Source organism: Sulfuricaulis sp., from assembly GCF_049587675.1.
Taxonomy (GTDB): domain Bacteria; phylum Pseudomonadota; class Gammaproteobacteria; order Acidiferrobacterales; family Sulfurifustaceae; genus Sulfuricaulis.
The window spans coordinates 18,782-36,719 of the sequence record NZ_JBAVEJ010000044.1 but is presented as its reverse complement, the minus strand read 5'-3'; the positions used below and the strand labels follow the sequence as shown (position 1 = coordinate 36,719).

Genomic DNA, 17,938 nt, shown 5'->3' with positions numbered 1-17,938 from the left:
GATCTGGTGTCATTCGAGCGCACATTCACCTACCGCCCCGCAAATCCCAAAAAATTTCCGTTTAGCGTACTGGTCGCAGTGTATCACCCGGCACTGAAGGATTCCCTGACCCAAGAACGCAAGGAGGTATTGGTTGCCATTGGCGTTACCATGCTTGCCTTCGGCCTTTTCTTGCACTGGATGCTTCAAAGATTATTGACCCGTCCTTTCCAGCATATGGTCCGAACCGCCAAGTCGATTACTCACGGGGAGATGGCACTGAGGTTCGAGGAGAAGCGCACGGATGAGTTCGGTTTTCTTGCCAGGTTTATCAACAAGGCGCTCGATTTTGTCAGCTTGAAGCAGGAGGAGTTGCAGGAGGCGTTAGAAAAGGTGCGCCAGTCCGAAGCGAGCCTGTTGGAAGAGAAAACGCTTATTGAAGTTACCTTGCACTCGATTGGTGATGCCGTGATAACAACTGATGCGGAAGGAAATATCCAATATCTCAACCCGATGGCAAAAGAGCTGATCAGGCAAAAATTGGACGATGTGTACGGCAGACCGGTTCGTGATGTTCTGCGCCTGATTGACGAGGAGAGTCGGCGTACGGTGGAAAGTTCTGTAGAGGCCTGCCTGCGCGAAGGGATCGTGGTCGGCGCGGAGGAACATGTCGTGTTGGTACGACCGGACGGCTCGGAAGTGGATGTCGTGAACACGGCTGCACCAATTCGGGCCCAGGATGGTGGTTTACTGATGGGCGCCGTACTGGTGATCCGCGACGTAAGCCGGGCGCGCAAGATGGCGAAGCAATTGTCCTATCAGGCAAGCCACGATGACTTGACGGGACTCTTCAACCGGCGTGAATTCGAGCGTCGTCTGGGAAAGATTGTGAGCGAGGTCGAGACTTGCAGAATAGGGCACACGCTCTGCTACATGGATCTTGACCAGTTCAAGATCGTCAACGACACGTGCGGCCATATCGCCGGTGACGAACTGCTGCGCCAGTTTGCCGCGATATTGCGCGAGAAAATACGCGATACGGATACGGTGGCCCGGCTCGGCGGTGACGAATTCGGAATTCTGTTCGAGCGCTGCGATATCGAGGTAGCAAAAAGAATCGCGGAAAGCCTGCTAAGTCGGGTGAGGGAGTTTCGGTTTGTCTGGGAAGATCATGCCTTTGATGTTGGCGTCAGTATCGGTCTGGTGTCCATCACCTCCAGCGAGCAGAGTGTCACGGACATCATGAGCGCGGCCGACGTGGCCTGCTACTCCGCCAAGGAGGCGGGACGCAACCGCGTAAGCGTTTACCGTCTGGATGACAGTGAACTCAGTCAACGTCATGGCGAGATGCGCTGGATTTCGCGTCTTGGCAGGGCCCTGGATGAGAACCGCTTTTGCCTTTACTGCCAGAAGATTGCTCCGGTGGCAGACCCGACAAGTGGCGCGCCGCATTATGAGTTACTGATACGCCTGCTGGACGAGGAGGGTAGATTGATTCCCCCGCTGTCCTTCATTCCGGCGGCGGAACGCTACAATCTCATGACATCGATCGACCGCTGGGTCGTGCGCAAGGCGCTCGAAACCATTTCGCAGAACGCCGCCACCGCTCGAGGATGGCTATTCTCCATCAATCTCTCGGGACAGTCGTTGTGCGAAGATAATTTTTTGAAATTCGTCATCGATGCTTTCGATAAAACCGGTATTTCCCCGGGACAGATCTGTTTCGAGATTACCGAAACCACCGCCATGCTCAATCTCACGCGGGCGACGCAGTTTATTGCCGTGCTCAAAGGCATGGGTTGTCGATTCTCGCTCGATGATTTCGGTACCGGCATGAGCTCGTTCGGTTATCTCAAGGCCCTCAAGGTCGATTTTCTGAAGATCGACGGAAGCTTCGTGCGCAATATTGCCAGTGATTCTGTCAACCGCGCCGTGGTGGAATCAGCGAATCAGATTGGTCATGCCATGGGTATTCAGACTGTTGCGGAATTCGTGGAAAACGACGAGATACTTCGAATACTGCGTGATATCGGGGTGGATTTCGCCCAAGGCTACGGCGTGGCCAAGCCGCAGCCGATGGAAGAATTGTTTTCCGGCATTAACCGGGGAAATAATACAAAGTCGGCCACAGGATAGGCCCGCATGTTGCCGCGCAACTGTAGCGCTGGCAGCGCTCAGGGAAAATTGAAAAGCTTGGCAAACTCCGCACGCTCTTCGTCGCTCATGGCGAGCGCGGGAATCAGCTGTTCGCTGGATGGGAATTCATAACCACAGCGGCACCGCGGTGCCACGATAGTTACCGACGCTGTGCAATTCGGACATTCCTTTTTGTCCCGCGGAGCATACAGGCGGGGCGCAGACTTTGCGGTAATGACAGGCGTTGTTTGCGGTGGTTTGGGTTCCGCCACCGGCACCATGCGCGCTTCTTCTTTGACAGTTTCGACAACGGGAGCCGGTTGAGCATTTTTGGCTCGTAGGATTTTCTCCGCTTTGGCGGCCTGCGCCTGCCGGAAGGCGGGGTTCGGTGTTGCAGATTGCGCCGGCGGAGCGATATCCGGTTTTTTGGATGTCGGCATGGGCCTCGGCAATTTCTGGGGGGCGGTTGCAACCACCTTAGCCTGGTGTTTCGGGCGCACGGGGACTGGCTCCGTGGTTGCTATTTTTGGAGCCTCGTGTTTCTGGTGCGCGGACGCCGTTGTGGATACCACTACAATAGCCTGGTGTTTCGGGCGCACGGGGACTGGCTCCGTGGTTGCCATTTTTGGAGCCTCGTGTTTCTGGCGCGCGGGCGCTGGCGCCGCGGCCACCACCTCAGTCAAGACCGGTATGGGTTTACGTGTAATCCGCGCCTGGTGGGGTCTTGCGGGGACTACTTTCAATGCTGTCGCCCGTTTCCTCGCGGGAGTCGCTACGGGGACAGGGGCGGCAGGCCGGGCCGTGGGTAACAGAGCTTTTTTCATTTCCGCCACGCGCGCGGATTGCGCAGCTAAGGCGGATTCGGCCATCTGTGCTTCGCGAATTGCGGAATCAACTTGATCGGATTTGGCCGGTTTCGACGGATCGCGCGCAAAATCGGCCCGCGCGGTTTTGACGGCTTTGGCAGCCTGATCGACGCGAGCCCCGAGGTAGTTCTCGTAGAGTTCTTCGGCCTTCAGCCGGATCTCTTCCGAGGAAAGCGCTGTGTCCGTATCGTCGTGGTCAAGCTGATGTCCACATGAGCATTCACGGGTATCCAGTGGAACCGTGGCCATGCATTCCGGGCAGACCTTCTGGAATATACTTCTTGCCGTCACATGACATCCTTGCCAACTGAGGTAAAAAGCAACAACTATGTCTTCAGAAAATTATAGGCCCCGTGCCGGTAACGTGGGTTGACGCGACGATATCTGGGGTTGCCCGACCGACAGGTGGTGCCGAGACTTGGCCGGTGGATGCCCGCTCATCCTGAGACAAGGCTATGGAATATTGCCCCGTTTCCGGCTCTTCAGGGCCGCCTTCCGCAGCCTGTCTGGCGATATTGTTTCCGGATGCAATGCATGCGCTGTTCCCGGCCACAAGGTTCTCTGACATCATAGCCGCCGCATGATCATGCCTGACTCCCGAGCACAGGTGGCGGCGGCGTTCAACCGTGTTGCCGCCGGCTACGATAACCCTGCATCGTGTTTCTTTCCATTCTGCGCCGATCGCCTGATCGTCCGCCTCAAACCGGCGCGCGGGTCCAAGATTCTCGATGTGGCCACCGGCACCGGCGTGGTGGCCATGGCCGCTGTACAGGCCGTTGGACACGAGGGCAGGGTCATGGCGATAGACCTAGCAGAGGGGATGCTCGATCGCTTGCAAGAAAAAATCGATAAATTCGGCATCCCCAATATCGACTTGCACGTGATGGACGCGGCCGCGTTGGATTTCCGCCGTGAGTATTTCGATCATGTTGTCTGCTCCTTTGGTATTTTTTTTCTGCCCGACATGTCTGCCGGGCTCCGGGAATGGGCGCGGGTGACAAAACCGGGCGGCCGTATCCTGTTCACTGTTTTCGTGAAACAGGCCTTCCAGCCGATGATGGAATTATTCATCCGGCGGATCGAGAATTTCGGCGTGGTTGCGCCGGACAAAAACGCACCCTTCGCCGCCATGCGTCTCGCCGATCCTGAACACTGTCGTGATTTGCTGAGTGGCGCCGGCCTCAAGGACATTGAGGTGCACACCGAGCAGCTTGGCTATCACCTGAAAGACGAAGCCGAGTGGTGGGAAGTCATCTGGAACAGCAGCATGCGTGAATGGGTTGAGAGGATCCCCTCGGACCAGCAGGAGTCGTTTCGCGCCGAACACCTGGCGGACGTGCACCCGCTCATGGGCGAACAGGGTTTGTGGCTGAATGTGGAAACGATTTTTGCTACCGGGACCAAGCCGTCAGGCGCTTAACCCAGGTATTCAGCGAAATCTCACAGAAGCACCCGGTATTTTTGCAATCGCTGGCGCATCAACCGGCGCTGAATTTTCCAAGGCTGTTTCCACGGCAGTCCCGATTGCATCAGGGCCCGGCACAGCTTCAGCATTCCCCCGATATCGTCGAGGTGCACAAACTCCGGCGCAGGGCCGCGAACGGCACGACAACCCGGTCCGCCTTCGAATCCTTCGTTATGATAGTTGCCCAGCGGTACAGAAATGCCGATCGCGGGGAGTCCAAAAACGGTGGCTGCTGTCGCCTCGCAGGCGCCGCCATCCATGATGCGGCGCTGGTGCCGTTTCGGCAGCGCCTTCTGCGCCACGTCGGACAGTACCTTGAGATAGCCCGGATGAAATACGGTGCGCCGGTCGCCCAACCGCACCACAGGCCCTTCGCCGACGAGCGCGTTCGGTAATGTACGGGATGTCTCGAGGCTGATGCACATCACCGGACGGCGCGCCACGGAAAGCCATCCCTGCTCAAGATGGCCAACCGCGCCGATGAAGCCGACTTCTTCCGCCCGCGTGAGCAGGCCGATAAAGGGGGGCGATTTCCGGCGTTGACCGGCATATAGATCGATCGCGGTGCGCAGGATGGCGAATACGCCCACGAGATCGTCGGCGGCCTTGGTGTAAAGTTTTTTTCCCGTGCGCCATACCGGCGAGTGGAACATGAACCCTCCATATAGTGCGCCCGCTTTCGGCCGCGGAGTTTTTGCGGGGCCGGGGACGCGCACTTCGGCGGTATCGATCGCGTGTCGTGATTTGAGAAGGCGCACATGGCCGAGCCGGCCTTGCGCCCATTCTCCGTCGCGGGTTGCCAACCATACGCGGCTTCCGGCGAGATGCCGCACCGGCGATCCACCGTGCCATTTGATCCGGAGACGCGTTGGTGACAACCAGCGGGTGCCGTGAAACCCGGGATGATCCATGTGCGCAATAAAAACGCGCAGCGGCTCGCTGCTCTTTTCTTGCAATCGTTGGCGATAGTCGGCGGGCGATCCGCAGCCGATAACGATGTTACCGACAGGATCGTGGAAATAAGGAACATGCGCCTGATCAAGGAGGCGTATCGCCATCGCTATCACGTGCTCCTCGCGGAAGGGCGCGGTAGGTTGTCTCAGGAGATCGGTCAGGAGGGCATCGTCACGTGCATTCATGGCGCGCGACTATAGCTTTCCTTATATGAAAACAACAGGCTTTGTATGCATCAAGGAAAACATAATGCGCATACTCAAACTATGCACACTTGTGCTTGTGGCAGGGGAATGATCGAATTTTGTCTGGGACAAAGCCTCGGGTAAAATGCCGCCGTTATCAAATAACACGGTGTTTGCCGCTCCGCACTTACTCTGCTTCATCCCAACAATAAAAATGCCTTACTCCTTCATCTTTGACGTAAACGAAACGGATTTCTCCGAAAAAGTACTCGAGGCCTCCCATAGGCAACCGGTATTGGTGGACTTCTGGGCCGACTGGTGTCCGCCCTGCAGGTTCCTGACCCCGGTGCTGGAGCAGGTAACTCAGGGTTACCGGGGGGAGGTGCTGCTCGCCAAGGTGGAAGTGGACGACAACATGCACCTCGCCGGGCGCTACCAGTTGCGCGGCTTCCCCACCGTCATCCTGTTCATCCAAGGCCAGGAAGCTGGTCGTTTCAGTGGCGCCCGAACGGAGCCGCAGGTTCGCGCGTTTATCTCCGGACTCGCACCCGCCCTCACGTCACGGGAGGCGGGTGCCTGAGAGAGACTCCTCGATCTTGAGGCGGATGGTACGACGCTCGCCCGATTCTGTCGTGGCGCTCTCCAAGATGGCACGATTGATTTCGTTGCGATGGCCGAGGATCACGCCCAGGTCGTTCCATTCGCCGAGTTTTACCTCGACAGTGGCGGTGAGTTCCTGGAAGTCCTGACAAATTCGTCCGGAATGATTTTGGACGCGCGTGGCGCGCCCACAGGGCGCTGACCATGGATGGTCCGCGTCAAAATCGGCGATGCCGGTGGCGGGGTCGCGCAGCGTCGACAGGCGCGGCGTGATCTCTATCAGCACACGGTCCCCGCGCACGCGTGGCAACAGGTCGAATCCGGTCGTGACGTCCTGAAGCTCGATACCCTGGGCAATCAGGACCTGGCCACGACCGAGCGCCAGAATCTCTTTTACATGCGGCATGGATTGACCGATACGGATAGAGGCGCGTTGACCATCCAGCACCATGACCGTCTGGGTGAATTCATTCCGGCCGGCCGTCGTGCGCCGGTCGGCGCGGAGCCGGAGATTGTCTTTTTGTACGACAAGTCCGCGATCATCGGGAGATTTTTCCGGAAATTTGATGCGAGACTTGTCGCCAATTTGGACTTCTCCCTCGACAGAATGAGAAGTGGTGTCGCGATCATCCGCTACCTGTTGTTCCACCGTAATGCGCAGTTGCCGTTGCACCACGTCCAGTTGAGCAAGCAGGCGCTCTATTTCCTTCAGATTTCTGTCCGAGGTGCGAACGATCAGACGGTAATCCATGCCGCTCAGCGCGTCTTCCGGTCCGAGCAGAGGGCGAATCAGGGGCAAGATTTCGTCGGCCGGACGGTGCTTCAGTTGAATAATCCGCGCCTCCTCCGCGCTGACGCCGGTTAGCGTCAGCAGGGCAGTCAGCGCTAACAGCAGGGCGGCGACGATCAGCCTGCCTCGATCCATGTCAATCCGTGTCGGGGCGGCGCGCTTCCGTGAAATGACGCTGCCAGTATGAGTCGTCAAATCCAGCCACGTAAACTTTTTTGCCGCTGGAGGGGGCGTGCACGAAGCGACTGTTGCCGATGTACAGCGCCACATGCGAGGATCTTCGGCCTTCCTGCGTGAAAAACAAGAGGTCGCCGCGTTGCAGTTTGCTGCGCGAAACCGGACGCGTTACGCGGTGCAACTCGTCGGTTCCGTGCGGTAGATTCACGCCGCTATGCCCATAGCTGTACTGAACGAGACCGCTGCAATCGAACCCGGCCGGGGTGTTGCCGCCGTAGCGGTAGGGTTTGCCGACCATCGCCAGCGCGAGATTCGCCGCGCGGTTTCCGGTCGTCTCGGATGGATTCTCAACGGGAACATGTCCGCACGCCGCCAGGACGTAAAGGATCGGAATCAGGAACAGAACGCGAGGAAAGCAGGCAGACATCGATGGCGCAGAAATCACAGTCCTGTCGTATGCAGGGAAGGGATCGGTTCGCTACGGTCCCATAATTCGTTGAAGCGCCGCGCGAGCAGAACGGAATCATGAGTATTGTGAGAGTCCGCGACGCAGTCGGGTTTGGCAACGTCCTGCTGATGCAGGAAGCCGCGGTGATCGATGACCAGGAACATTTCGCGAATACCGAGATGCTCTTCGGCGACCTGATGCATGTGGATGAAATCGCTCAGCCGCCGGCACAAGCCGACGAGACGGTCGTTGTCGCGCAAAACCTGTTCCGTGTCTTCCACCACGATGCGCGCGAGGTTGTTGCGGTGGCGCGCGGCGAAACTGGCTAGCGCGCGGGCAAAGCGGGGGGTATTGAATAAAGCACCATCGACCTGCGGGGCGAAAATGACGATCTCGCGTGTCGCGCTTTCCGCCAGCCCGGCCAGGAAATCGGCGACTTCGTCGCGTCCCCTGATTACCCGACGCGGCGGTTCCGGTTTTTTTTCGGCGGGTGTGTTTTTAGCGGTATCCATGCCAGGGTGAATGTTCCTCGCCATCAAGATATATATAGACCACGTGGTGGGAATGGCACGGGACGGCGGTGCGATGAGTGGAGGGAAAGGCGGGATCAGCTTTTGGTTTTGGCCAGGTTTCTCGCCTGCGTTGCCGCGTTACCCGTGTAGCTGGCGGGGGTCATTGCCAGTAGACGCTTTTTTGCAGCATCGGGGATGCTCAGGGAGCGGATGAAGGCCTGGAGCGAATCGCGGGTGATGCCACCCTTGCCGCGGGTGAGATCCTTGAGTTTTTCGTAAGCCTGTTCCACACCGTAACGGCGCATGACAGTTTGCACCGCCTCGGCCAGGACCTCCCAGTTCTGGTCGAGGTCCTGCTCGAGCCGCCCGGCATTCACCTCGAGTTTGCCGATACCCTTGAGGCAGGAGTCGCCGGCGAGCAGCATGTACCCGAGTGCCACCCCCAGATTGCGCAGCACGGTGGAGTCGGTGAGGTCGCGCTGGAAGCGCGAGACAGGAAGTTTTTCCGCAAGATGGCGGAACAGGGCGTTCGCCAGTCCCAGGTTGCCTTCGGCGTTCTCGAAATCGATCGGGTTGACCTTGTGCGGCATGGTCGACGAGCCGACCTCGCCCTTGACCACTTTCTGCCTGAAGTAACCCAATGAGATGTAGCCCCACACATCCCGGTTGAAATCGATCAGGATGGTGTTGAACCGCGCCATCGCATCGAGCAGCTCGGCGATGTAATCGTGCGGTTCGATCTGGGTGGTGTAGGGATTCCACGCGAGGCCCAGACCCTCGACAAATGACTTGGCCATCGCCGGCCAGTCGACTTCCGGATAGGCCGCGAGATGGGCGTTGTAATTGCCCACCGCGCCGTTGATTTTCCCCAAGATCGGCACGGCTGCCGCCTGGTCGCGGGTGCGTTTCAGGCGATAGGCGACGTTGGCCATTTCCTTGCCGAGCGTGGTGGGCGAGGCTGGCTGGCCGTGGGTGCGCGCCAGCATCGGCTGATCGGCGTGGCGGGTGGCGAGATCCGTGATCGCCACGATCAGCTTGTCCATGCGCGGCAGCAGTACGCCGTCGCGGCCGTCCCTGAGCATCAGCGCGTAGGAAAGATTGTTGATGTCCTCGGAGGTGCAGGCGAAGTGAATGAATTCGGTGCAACGCGCGATTTCCTTGTTGCCTTGCGTTTTTTCCTTCAGGAAATATTCGATCGCCTTGACGTCGTGATTGGTGGTCGCCTCGATCTCCTTGACGCGGCGGGCATCGCTTTCCGAAAAATTCGCGATGATGCCCTCGAGGAGTTTTTTCGTAGCCGGTGTAAAGGACGCCACTTCCTTGATCTTTTTGTGAGCGCCGAGCGCGAGCAGCCAGTGTATTTCGACCAGCACGCGCCGGCGGATCAGACCGAATTCGCTGAAGAGCGGGCGGAGCGGAGCGGTTTTGGATTGGTAGCGGCCGTCGAGCGGCGACAAGGCGGTGAGTGGATTCAACAGCAGTGCATCGGGCGTGGTCGGTTTGTTCATGCGTGCCTGCTTGTGATGGTGTTCCCCCGTGGAACACCATTTTACCAGATCGGGCTGGAAAAAGCCGGTTCAGGCATGCGCGGATCGGCTGCCGGCATCCCGTAACACGGGCACGGCTTCCTCAATGATGCCGCCACCCAGACATTCATCGCCGTCGTAGAACACCACTGACTGGCCGGGTGTTGCGGCGCGCTGCGGGGCTTCAAACACGACGCACAGCCGACTGTCATGCCAGGTCAGCGCGCAGCGCTGGTCCGGTTGACGGTAGCGGATCTTGGCGTGCATCTCGCGTGGCCATGCCGCTGGTTCGACACCGATGCCGTGCAATTGGCCGGCGATTAGTGCCTCGCAATACAACGCCGGGTGGTGCTCGCCCTGTGCGACATAAAGGATGTTGTCGGTTACGTTCTTGTCGACGACGTACCACGCCTCGCCTTCGCCGCCGATGCCGAGTCCGTGACGCTGGCCGATGGTGTAGTACATCGTACCGTCGTGTTGCCCTTTCACTTCGCCGGCAAGGGTCCGCATTTCTCCCGGCCGTACCGGGATATAGCGGGTCAGGAATGATTTGAAATCGCGTTCACCGATGAAACAGATGCCGGTGGAGTCGTGACGATCGTGATTGGGCAGCCCCGTTTCCCGCGCAAGTCGCCGGACTTCCGTCTTGGTCAGGTCACCGACGGGAAACAGCGAACGCGCCAGCGCCTCCTGACCCAGCAGGTAAAGGAAATAGCTCTGATCCTTGTTGGTATCGCGCGCCTTCAGCAGACGATGACGGCCCGCGTGGAAGTCGGTGCGCGCATAATGGCCGGTCGCGATCCGGTCCGCGCCGAGCGTCATGGCGTGATCGAGGAAGGCCTTGAATTTTATTTCCTTGTTGCACAACACGTCGGGATTGGGCGTGCGTCCCGCCTGATACTCGGAAAGAAAATAGCTGAATACCCGCTCCCAGTATTCGGAGGAGAAATTGACGGTCCTGAGAGGAATGCCGATACGATCGCAGACCGCGCGCGCCATCGCGAGGTCCTCTTCCGCACCGCAATGCCCGGCGACGTCATCCTCTTCCCAGTTTTTCATGAACAGGCCGGTAACTTCGTGCCCCGCGCGTTTCAGCAGCAATGCCGCCACGGCGGAGTCCACGCCACCCGAAATACCGACCATGATGTTCATTTCAGTCTAACCGGTGCGAAGCGAGGAGGAAGTTGCAATATGCCCAAGATCCTTGAGCAGATCTATCGGGTAACGTTGTCCCTCGAGATAATCGTTGAGGCAGCGTTCGACCTGAGGACTGCGGTGACGCGCGCGCTCGGCGCGAATTTCCTCAGGCGTCAGCCACAGCGCGCGTGTTATGCCATGGTCGAGCGGCCGTCCGGGTTCGTGACGCGCGACACGCCCGATGAAGGTAAAACGCAGGTAAGTCGTCGCTTTGGCCGGGTGCGGCCAGTGGTAGATGCCGAGCAGCGCCTCCGGCAGAAAGTGCCAGGCAGTTTCTTCTAGGGTTTCGCGCACCACGGCTTCCACCAGGCTTTCGCCTTCGTCGAGATGGCCGGCGGGCTGGTTGAGCACGAGCCGGCCCTCGGCCATTTCTTCGACCAGCAGGAATTTCCCGTCACGCTCGACGATGGCGGCGACCACGACATTCGGCTTCCAGACCATGAATAAACCATATCAGACTTGGGGATCGGCTTCACGCCATTCGCCGGGCGCGAGGCCTTCCAGTGTATGGCGGCCGACCGCGTAGCGCACGAGACGCAACGTGGGAAAACCCACGGCCGCGGTCATGCGCCGCACCTGACGGTTGCGGCCCTCGGTGATCACGATTTCAAGCCACGACGTCGGAATGGACTGGCGGAACCGGATCGGCGGATGACGCGGCCAGAGTGCAGGCTCGGGGATGTGCCGTGCCTCGGCCGGCTGAGTTCGTTGGCCATCCAGGATCACGCCGCGGCGCAATCGTTCCAGGGATTTTTCATCCGGTTCGCCTTCCACCTGGGCCCAATACTTCTTGGGCAGCTTGAAACGCGGATCGGACAGGCGTTGTTGCAGCTTGCCATCGTCGGTGAGTAGCAGCAGTCCCTCGCTGTCCCGGTCGAGCCGCCCGGCAGGATAGACGCCGGGGATCTTTATATAGGAGGCCAGGGTTTCGCGTCCATCGGCGTTGGTGAATTGCGTCAGCACGCCATAGGGTTTGTTGAAGAGAATCAGCCGGGGCATAAGGCAGTTTACCGTGGCGCGACGCCTGCCGCATCGAGCGCGTTCTGATGATAGAATGCGCGGCAATTTTATCGGAGCGGAACATGGCTTTCACCCACATTAAAGTACCCGCGGGCGAAAAGATAACAGTCAACGCCGATCACTCACTCAATGTCCCGAATAATCCCGTTATCCCTTTCATCGAGGGCGACGGCACCGGGCGGGACATCACCCCGGTGATGCGCAAGGTGGTGGATGCCGCTGTCGCCAGAGCCTATGGCGGCAAGCGTTCCATTTCGTGGATGGAGGTGTTTGCGGGCGAAAAGGCGGTGGCCACTTACGGGAACGATGCCTGGCTTCCGGAGGAAACCCTGCGCGCGGTCAAGGACTACGTCGTTTCGATCAAAGGCCCACTCACGACGCCGGTCGGTGGCGGTATCCGTTCGCTCAACGTGACGCTGCGCCAGGAACTCGATCTCTACGTCTGCCTGCGGCCGGTGCATTATTTCAGTGGCGTGCCGAGTCCGGTGAAGCAGCCGGAGAAGGTCGACATGGTGATCTTCCGCGAGAACTCCGAGGATATCTACGCCGGTATCGAATGGGCATCCGGGTCGCCCGAGGCACGAAAGGTCATCGACTTCCTGCGGCGCGAAATGGGCGTAAAAAAAATCCGATTCCCGGATACTTCCGCAATCGGTGTGAAGCCGGTGTCACGCGAAGGTACGGAGCGTCTGGTGCGCCGCGCGATTCAGTATGCCATCGCGAACGACCGTCACTCGGTGACGCTGGTGCACAAGGGCAACATCATGAAATTCACCGAGGGCGGATTCAAGAGCTGGGGCTATGATCTTGCCGGGCGCGAGTTCGGCGCGCAGCTCATCGACCAGGGCCCGTGGATGCGCATGAATAACCCGAAGACAGGAGGCGAGATCGTGATCAAAGATGTGATCGCGGACGCCTTCCTGCAGCAGATCCTGTTGCGACCAGAAGAATACAGCGTGATCGCCACGCTCAATCTGAATGGCGACTACATCTCCGATGCGTTGGCAGCGCAGGTCGGCGGCATCGGCATTGCCCCGGGGGCGAATCTCTCCGATACCGTGGCCATGTTCGAGGCCACGCACGGTACCGCGCCGAAGTATGCCGGCAAGGACATGGTCAATCCCGGTTCGCTGATTCTGTCTGCCGAGATGATGCTGCGTCACATGGGTTGGGTCGAGGCGGCCGACGGTATTCTGCGGGGCGTGGAAGGCGCGATCGCCGCCCGTACCGTGACCTACGATTTTGCCCGGTTGATGCCGGGTGCGACCCAGGTCAGCTGTTCCGGATTCGGCGAGGCAATCATTCGCCACCTGTAGAAATGCCTGCGTCAAAAAAAGAAGACCCGGCGATGCCGGGTTTGTAAAAAGACTTCTGCGGATATAACGCCGACTACTTGGGAAGAGAGCGTATGTGGGAAGCCTGGGGGCCCTTGGGACCTTCCTGGACTTCAAACTCGACCTGCTGGCCCTCTTTCAAGGTCTTGTACCCTTCCATATCAATGGCGGAATAATGCGCGAAGACATCATCACCGCCGTCGCTGGGTGTGATAAAGCCGTACCCTTTGCTTGCGTTAAACCACTTCACGGTGCCTACTGACATACATCCCCCTCCTGCCGCGGCGGAACGCCGCTATCTTTCAGATTTCTGATAACCGCACCTCCACCCACACCGGAGCGAAGGCGTAGCCCAGATCATCATCCTTCTCTTTTTATGGGCATGTCAAGCAAGGTCCCCGCCGGTGTTTACCAGCTGGCCGCCAGCAGGAAAAACAGCGGGCGAGGCCCAATATTCATGCCACAATCGCAGGGGTTGAATTTTCGGACATGGGTCGCACAATGTATCTGTTGCCGCGGGCCCGGATTCCGGCCGCCCGGGAATATTGGTGTAATCTATAGATTATGAGCGATAAGCCCCAGCACTACCTCGATGGTCCCATCGTTCAGGAAGCAAAGCCCAAGCTCCAGAAGCCGCAGCTTTACAAAGTCATCCTGCTGAACGACGACTATACTCCTATGGAGTTCGTAGTGATCATTCTGGAGCGGTTTTTCTCCAAGAACCGCGAGGATGCAACCCGCATCATGTTGCATGTGCACCAGAAAGGGATCGGGGTTTGCGGGATTTATACCCGGGAAATTGCGGAAACCAAGGTGCGGCAGGTGCTGAATTTCGCTCAGGAGCACCAGCACCCGTTGCAGTGCACCTTGGAGCCTGAATAAGGTCTATAAATTAGAAATAGGGGATGTCCGTTTCAATAGGGAAGACTTGAGTTAATGGGCTTTATGGCCCGGAGGCGGTGGCATGTTATCGCAGGAGCTAGAGTTCTCGCTGAACAGTGCGTTCCAGAACGCGCGCGAAAAGCGCCACGAGTTCATTACCGTGGAGCACCTGTTGGCCGCGCTGCTTGATAATCCGTCGGCCGCACGCGTGTTGCGCGCCTGCGGCGGCAACATCGAAGAACTGCGCCGCAGTCTCAATTCCTTCCTGGAAGAGAATGTGCCCAAGCTCGCCCCGGGGAGCAAGATCGACACCCAGCCTACCATTGGCTTCCAGCGCGTCATCCAGCGCGCGGTGCTGCACGTCCAGGGCGTGGGCAAAAAGGAAGTCACCGGCGCCAATGTGCTGATCGCGATTTTCGGCGAAAAGGAATCGCATGCGGTTTATTTCCTGCACAAGCAGAACATCAGCCGTTTCGATGTAGTGAATTACGTCTCCCACGGCATCTCGAAAGTGCCGGGCGAAGCTCAGAATGAATTGCCGGTGCAGGAAGAGAGCGAAGAGAGTACCGCCACCGAAAAGAGCCCGCTCGATATGTTCTGCGTCAACCTCAACGAACAGGCGCGTCTTGGCAAGATCGACCCGTTGATCGGGCGCGACCGCGAGGTGGAGCGTACCATCCAGGTGCTATGCCGCCGGCGCAAGAACAACCCGTTGTTCGTGGGCGAGGCCGGCGTGGGCAAGACCGCGATTGCCGAGGGACTGGCGAAGAAGATCGTCGACGGCGAAGTACCCGAGGTGCTGGCACACAGCACCATCTATGCCCTCGACATGGGCTCGCTGCTCGCCGGCACCAAGTACCGCGGCGATTTCGAAAAGCGCCTGAAGGCGGTGCTGCAACAACTCAAGAAGCAGGAGAATGCGGTCCTGTTCATTGACGAGATCCATACGATTATCGGCGCGGGAGCCGCCTCGGGCGGCGCCATGGACGCCTCGAACTTGTTGAAGCCGGTGCTCGCTTCCGGCGATCTCAAGTGCATCGGGTCGACCACGTATCAGGAATACCGCAACATCTTCGAAAAGGACCGCGCGCTGTCACGCCGTTTCCAGAAGATCGATGTCTCCGAACCTTCGGTGGAAGAGGCGGTGGAAATCCTGCGCGGCCTGAAGAACCGCTTCGAGAATCACCACGGCGTTCGTTATACGTTGCAGGCGCTGCGCAGCGCGGTGGAGCTGGCACATCGCTATATAAACGACAGGCACTTGCCGGACAAGGCCATCGACGTGATTGACGAGGCCGGCGCGAGTCAGCATCTGCTGCCACCAAGCCGCCGCAAGAAGACGATCGGCGTGCATGACATCGAGGATATCGTCGCCAAGATCGCGCGTATCCCGCCCAAGACCGTTTCCACTTCGGATCGCGAAGCGCTGAAAACGCTCGAGCGTGACCTCAAGATGGTGGTGTTCGGCCAGGATGAGGCGATCGGGGCACTGGCGACCGCGATCAAGATGTCGCGTTCCGGCCTCGGGCATCCGGAGAAGCCGGTCGGCTCCTATCTTTTCGCCGGACCCACGGGCGTCGGCAAGACCGAGGTCACGCGCCAACTGGCGCGCATTCTCGGGCTAGAGCTCATCCGCTTCGACATGTCGGAATACATGGAGCGGCACACCGTTTCGCGCCTGATCGGCGCGCCGCCCGGCTACGTCGGATTCGATCAGGGCGGCCTGCTCACCGAGGAAATCGTCAAGCATCCGCATTCCGTGCTGCTGCTCGACGAGATCGAGAAGGCGCACCCGGACGTGTTCAACCTGCTGCTGCAGGTGATGGACCACGGGACGCTCACGGACAACAACGGGCGCAAGGCCGATTTCCGCAATGTCATTCTTGTGATGACGACCAATGCGGGCGCCGAGCGCCTGGGCCGGTCAAGCATTGGTTTCACCAAGCAGGATCATGCCGGCGACGAGATGCAGGAGATCAAACGCCTGTTCAGCCCCGAGTTCCGCAATCGCCTGGATGCAACGATCCAATTCAAGCCGCTGGACGAGACGACCATCGCGCATGTAGTGGATAAGTTCATCCTGGAGCTAGAAGCCCAGCTGGCGGACAAACACGTTACCATCGAGCTGGACAATGCCGCGCGCGCCTGGCTGGCCCAGCGCGGTTACGACCCGACCATGGGTGCTCGGCCGATGGCGCGCCTGATCCAGGAACAGGTCAAGAAACCGCTGGCTAACGAGCTGCTGTTCGGCAGCCTGGCTTCCGGCGGACACGTCAAAGTCACGGCTCGCGACTCAGCCTTGGCGTTTGACTTCGTCCCCGCCGTTGATAAGACCCCGGCCTGATCCGGTTTCTGTGGATAAATATGCCGCGCTGACGCTTATCGTCAGCGCGGCATTTTATTTGATTGAGCCTTAAAAAGAGGACGACAGTTAGCGGGCGCGGAAGGTTATCCGGCCCTTGGTAAGATCGTAAGGAGTGAGTTGTACCGTGACGCGGTCACCGGTCAGGATGCGGATATAGTTCTTGCGCATCTTGCCGGAGATATGGGCTGTCACGACATGTCCGTTGTCGAGCTTGACCCGAAACAAGGTATTGGGAAGGGTTTCGGTAATGGTCCCTTCCATCTCGATATGCTCTTCTTTCGCCACGCGCCGCCCTGCTTCAGTTGATTGGCGGCGTATGATGCCGTAGTCGCGCGCGGGCGTAAAGCAATATGATGCCGTCCCGCCCCGGCCTGGCGGTCGGAGGGCATGGTTTAGCGAATGCGTTCCCGCTCGTAAACGAGGTGACCGCCGGCGTCGGTCGGAAGCCAGGCGACGTAAGGATGCGCCGCCTCCGGGCTGATGACGACCTGCATCATCAGAAAACGGGAAACTTCGTCCTGGTTTTTCATCTCCGGGAGGCACTCCAGCAGTTTCAAGTAATGCCGCTGGTTCACGTAGAGCAGGTTCGGATGCAGCCCGTGTTCGCGTTGATAGTTTTCGACGAGCCGGTACAGAAAGCTGAGCATGGTGTTGCACCCCTGCCGGATAAACCGGCTACTTCGTTCCTTCAGAGATGCAATGGGCGTGCCAGGGCAGGTGAGAGGTTACGGTCCTGATCCGATGTGGCTGTCATGCTGTATCCAGTGACCATTGTGGAAAATCTCCAGCGGGCGGTAATTGCCCTTGTAGGCCATCTTCGAGCATTCCTTGATCCAGTAGCCCAGATATAGCCACGGCAACTGACGTTCCGCGGCTTGCGCCACCTGCCACAACACCGCGTACACGCCGAGTGCGCGGCGCTTTTCATCCGGATCGAAGAAGGTATATACCGCCGAAAGCCCGTCCGGAAGGATATCGGTGATCGCCACCCCCAGGAGCTTTTTCTGGAGCCGGATTTCGTAGAAGACAGTATGAATATGCTGTGAGGCGAGAAAATTGATGTACTTTTTGGGGTCAGGGTCGTCCATGCCGCCACCCGGATGGCGCGCGGCCTGATAGCGCTTATACAGTTCAAAATGTTCCTGGCTGTAGAGCGGGGGGCGCGCGATGACCGACAATTCCTGGTTGCGTTTCCAGATGCGGCGTTGCCCGCGATCGGGACGAAAACGCTCGATGGGGATGCGCACCGGAATGCAGGCATTGCATGCGCGGCAATGCGGCCGGTAGACAAGGTCGCCGCTGCGCCGGAAGCCGAGCCGCATGAAACTTGCGTACTGGCGGCTGTCGAGCGGTTGGCGCGGATCGAGGAAAAGCGATGTTGCGGTGCGACCCGGCAGGTAGCTGCACGGATGCGGCATCGAAAGAAATATTTCCGGTGGTTTCAGGTGACTCGTCATGCCATTCTCGAATGGACAGGAGTGAAATGGAATTTACAGGATAAA

19 protein-coding genes are annotated in these 17,938 nt (G+C 58.8%); 6 read left to right on the top strand and 13 right to left on the bottom strand.

The genetic code is table 11. The features are described 5' to 3' along the window. On the top strand, positions 1-2,115 hold a 2,115-nt coding region (locus tag WB402_RS01885; RefSeq protein ID WP_424205172.1), incomplete at its 5' end, for an EAL domain-containing protein. A 38-nt stretch (positions 2,116-2,153) separates the two neighbouring features. On the opposite strand, the gene WB402_RS01880 is transcribed toward WB402_RS01885, so the two are convergent. Continuing rightward, positions 2,154-3,272: a zinc ribbon domain-containing protein gene (locus WB402_RS01880; protein WP_424205170.1), complete on the bottom strand. Its 1,119-nt coding sequence runs from the start codon at positions 3,270-3,272 to the stop codon at positions 2,154-2,156. 316 nt (positions 3,273-3,588) lie between these two features. Here WB402_RS01880 and WB402_RS01875 point away from each other — a divergent pair, with 316 nt between their 5' ends. Continuing rightward, positions 3,589-4,401 (top strand): class I SAM-dependent methyltransferase, encoded by an 813-nt coding sequence (locus WB402_RS01875; protein ID WP_424205168.1) that lies wholly within the window; start codon positions 3,589-3,591, stop codon positions 4,399-4,401. A gap of 20 nt (positions 4,402-4,421) precedes the next feature. Here WB402_RS01875 and WB402_RS01870 read toward each other — a convergent pair whose 3' ends face one another. Further along, on the bottom strand, positions 4,422-5,504 hold the full coding sequence (locus tag WB402_RS01870; RefSeq protein WP_424205166.1) for a hypothetical protein: 1,083 nt from the start codon (positions 5,502-5,504) through the stop codon (positions 4,422-4,424). A gap of 295 nt (positions 5,505-5,799) precedes the next feature. On the opposite strand from WB402_RS01870, the gene WB402_RS01865 reads away from it, so the two are divergent. Continuing rightward, positions 5,800-6,165, top strand: a complete 366-nt coding sequence (locus WB402_RS01865; RefSeq protein ID WP_424205165.1) for a thioredoxin family protein — start codon at positions 5,800-5,802, stop codon at positions 6,163-6,165. Here the strand turns inward: WB402_RS01865 and WB402_RS01860 are convergent. The 7 genes from WB402_RS01860 to WB402_RS01830 all read right to left on the bottom strand — a co-directional run bounded on the left by WB402_RS01860 (position 6,145) and on the right by WB402_RS01830 (position 11,834). After that, on the bottom strand, positions 6,145-7,110 hold the full coding sequence (locus WB402_RS01860; RefSeq protein WP_424205163.1) for a hypothetical protein: 966 nt from the start codon (positions 7,108-7,110) through the stop codon (positions 6,145-6,147). The two genes, WB402_RS01865 and WB402_RS01860, sit on opposite strands and share 21 nt — an antisense overlap. A gap of 1 nt (position 7,111) precedes the next feature. Continuing rightward, complete coding sequence (locus tag WB402_RS01855; RefSeq protein WP_424205161.1) at positions 7,112-7,579, bottom strand: C40 family peptidase; 468 nt, start codon at positions 7,577-7,579, stop codon at positions 7,112-7,114. Positions 7,580-7,593: 14 nt separating this feature from the next. Next, a complete protein-coding gene (locus WB402_RS01850; protein WP_424205159.1) occupies positions 7,594-8,112 on the bottom strand; it encodes a hypothetical protein in 519 nt (172 codons plus the stop codon). Between the two features lie 95 nt (positions 8,113-8,207). After that, complete coding sequence (gene purB, locus WB402_RS01845; RefSeq protein WP_424205176.1) at positions 8,208-9,593, bottom strand: adenylosuccinate lyase; 1,386 nt, start codon at positions 9,591-9,593, stop codon at positions 8,208-8,210. A gap of 96 nt (positions 9,594-9,689) precedes the next feature. Continuing rightward, positions 9,690-10,790, bottom strand: a complete 1,101-nt coding sequence (gene mnmA, locus WB402_RS01840) for a tRNA 2-thiouridine(34) synthase MnmA (protein ID WP_424205158.1) — start codon at positions 10,788-10,790, stop codon at positions 9,690-9,692. A gap of 6 nt (positions 10,791-10,796) precedes the next feature. Then, complete coding sequence (locus WB402_RS01835; protein ID WP_424205157.1) at positions 10,797-11,276, bottom strand: NUDIX hydrolase; 480 nt, start codon at positions 11,274-11,276, stop codon at positions 10,797-10,799. Positions 11,277-11,288: 12 nt separating this feature from the next. Further along, positions 11,289-11,834 carry a pseudouridine synthase gene (locus tag WB402_RS01830; RefSeq protein ID WP_424205156.1) on the bottom strand — a complete coding sequence of 182 codons (546 nt, stop codon included), beginning with the start codon at positions 11,832-11,834 and terminating at the stop codon, positions 11,289-11,291. Between the two features lie 83 nt (positions 11,835-11,917). Here WB402_RS01830 and icd point away from each other — a divergent pair, with 83 nt between their 5' ends. Then, on the top strand, positions 11,918-13,171 hold the full coding sequence (icd, locus tag WB402_RS01825) for an NADP-dependent isocitrate dehydrogenase (RefSeq protein ID WP_424205155.1): 1,254 nt from the start codon (positions 11,918-11,920) through the stop codon (positions 13,169-13,171). Between the two features lie 73 nt (positions 13,172-13,244). On the opposite strand, the gene WB402_RS01820 is transcribed toward icd, so the two are convergent. Beyond that, entirely contained in the window at positions 13,245-13,454 is a 210-nt protein-coding gene (locus tag WB402_RS01820; protein ID WP_424205154.1) for a cold-shock protein, read from the bottom strand. 299 nt (positions 13,455-13,753) lie between these two features. Between WB402_RS01820 and clpS the strand changes: the two genes are divergently transcribed. Continuing rightward, complete coding sequence (gene clpS, locus WB402_RS01815; RefSeq protein WP_424205153.1) at positions 13,754-14,071, top strand: ATP-dependent Clp protease adapter ClpS; 318 nt, start codon at positions 13,754-13,756, stop codon at positions 14,069-14,071. Positions 14,072-14,153: 82 nt separating this feature from the next. Then, positions 14,154-16,415, top strand: a complete 2,262-nt coding sequence (gene clpA / locus WB402_RS01810; RefSeq protein WP_424205152.1) for an ATP-dependent Clp protease ATP-binding subunit ClpA — start codon at positions 14,154-14,156, stop codon at positions 16,413-16,415. Between the two features lie 87 nt (positions 16,416-16,502). Here the strand turns inward: clpA and infA are convergent, their stop codons facing one another. The 3 genes from infA to WB402_RS01795 all read right to left on the bottom strand — a co-directional run bounded on the left by infA (position 16,503) and on the right by WB402_RS01795 (position 17,893). Continuing rightward, positions 16,503-16,721 carry a translation initiation factor IF-1 gene (gene infA / locus WB402_RS01805; RefSeq protein ID WP_372522745.1) on the bottom strand — a complete coding sequence of 73 codons (219 nt, stop codon included), beginning with the start codon at positions 16,719-16,721 and terminating at the stop codon, positions 16,503-16,505. A 107-nt stretch (positions 16,722-16,828) separates the two neighbouring features. Then, positions 16,829-17,083 (bottom strand): hypothetical protein, encoded by a 255-nt coding sequence (locus WB402_RS01800; RefSeq protein WP_424205151.1) that lies wholly within the window; start codon positions 17,081-17,083, stop codon positions 16,829-16,831. 78 nt (positions 17,084-17,161) lie between these two features. After that, entirely contained in the window at positions 17,162-17,893 is a 732-nt protein-coding gene (locus WB402_RS01795; RefSeq protein ID WP_424205150.1) for an arginyltransferase, read from the bottom strand. Positions 17,894-17,938: the final 45 nt, after the last annotated feature.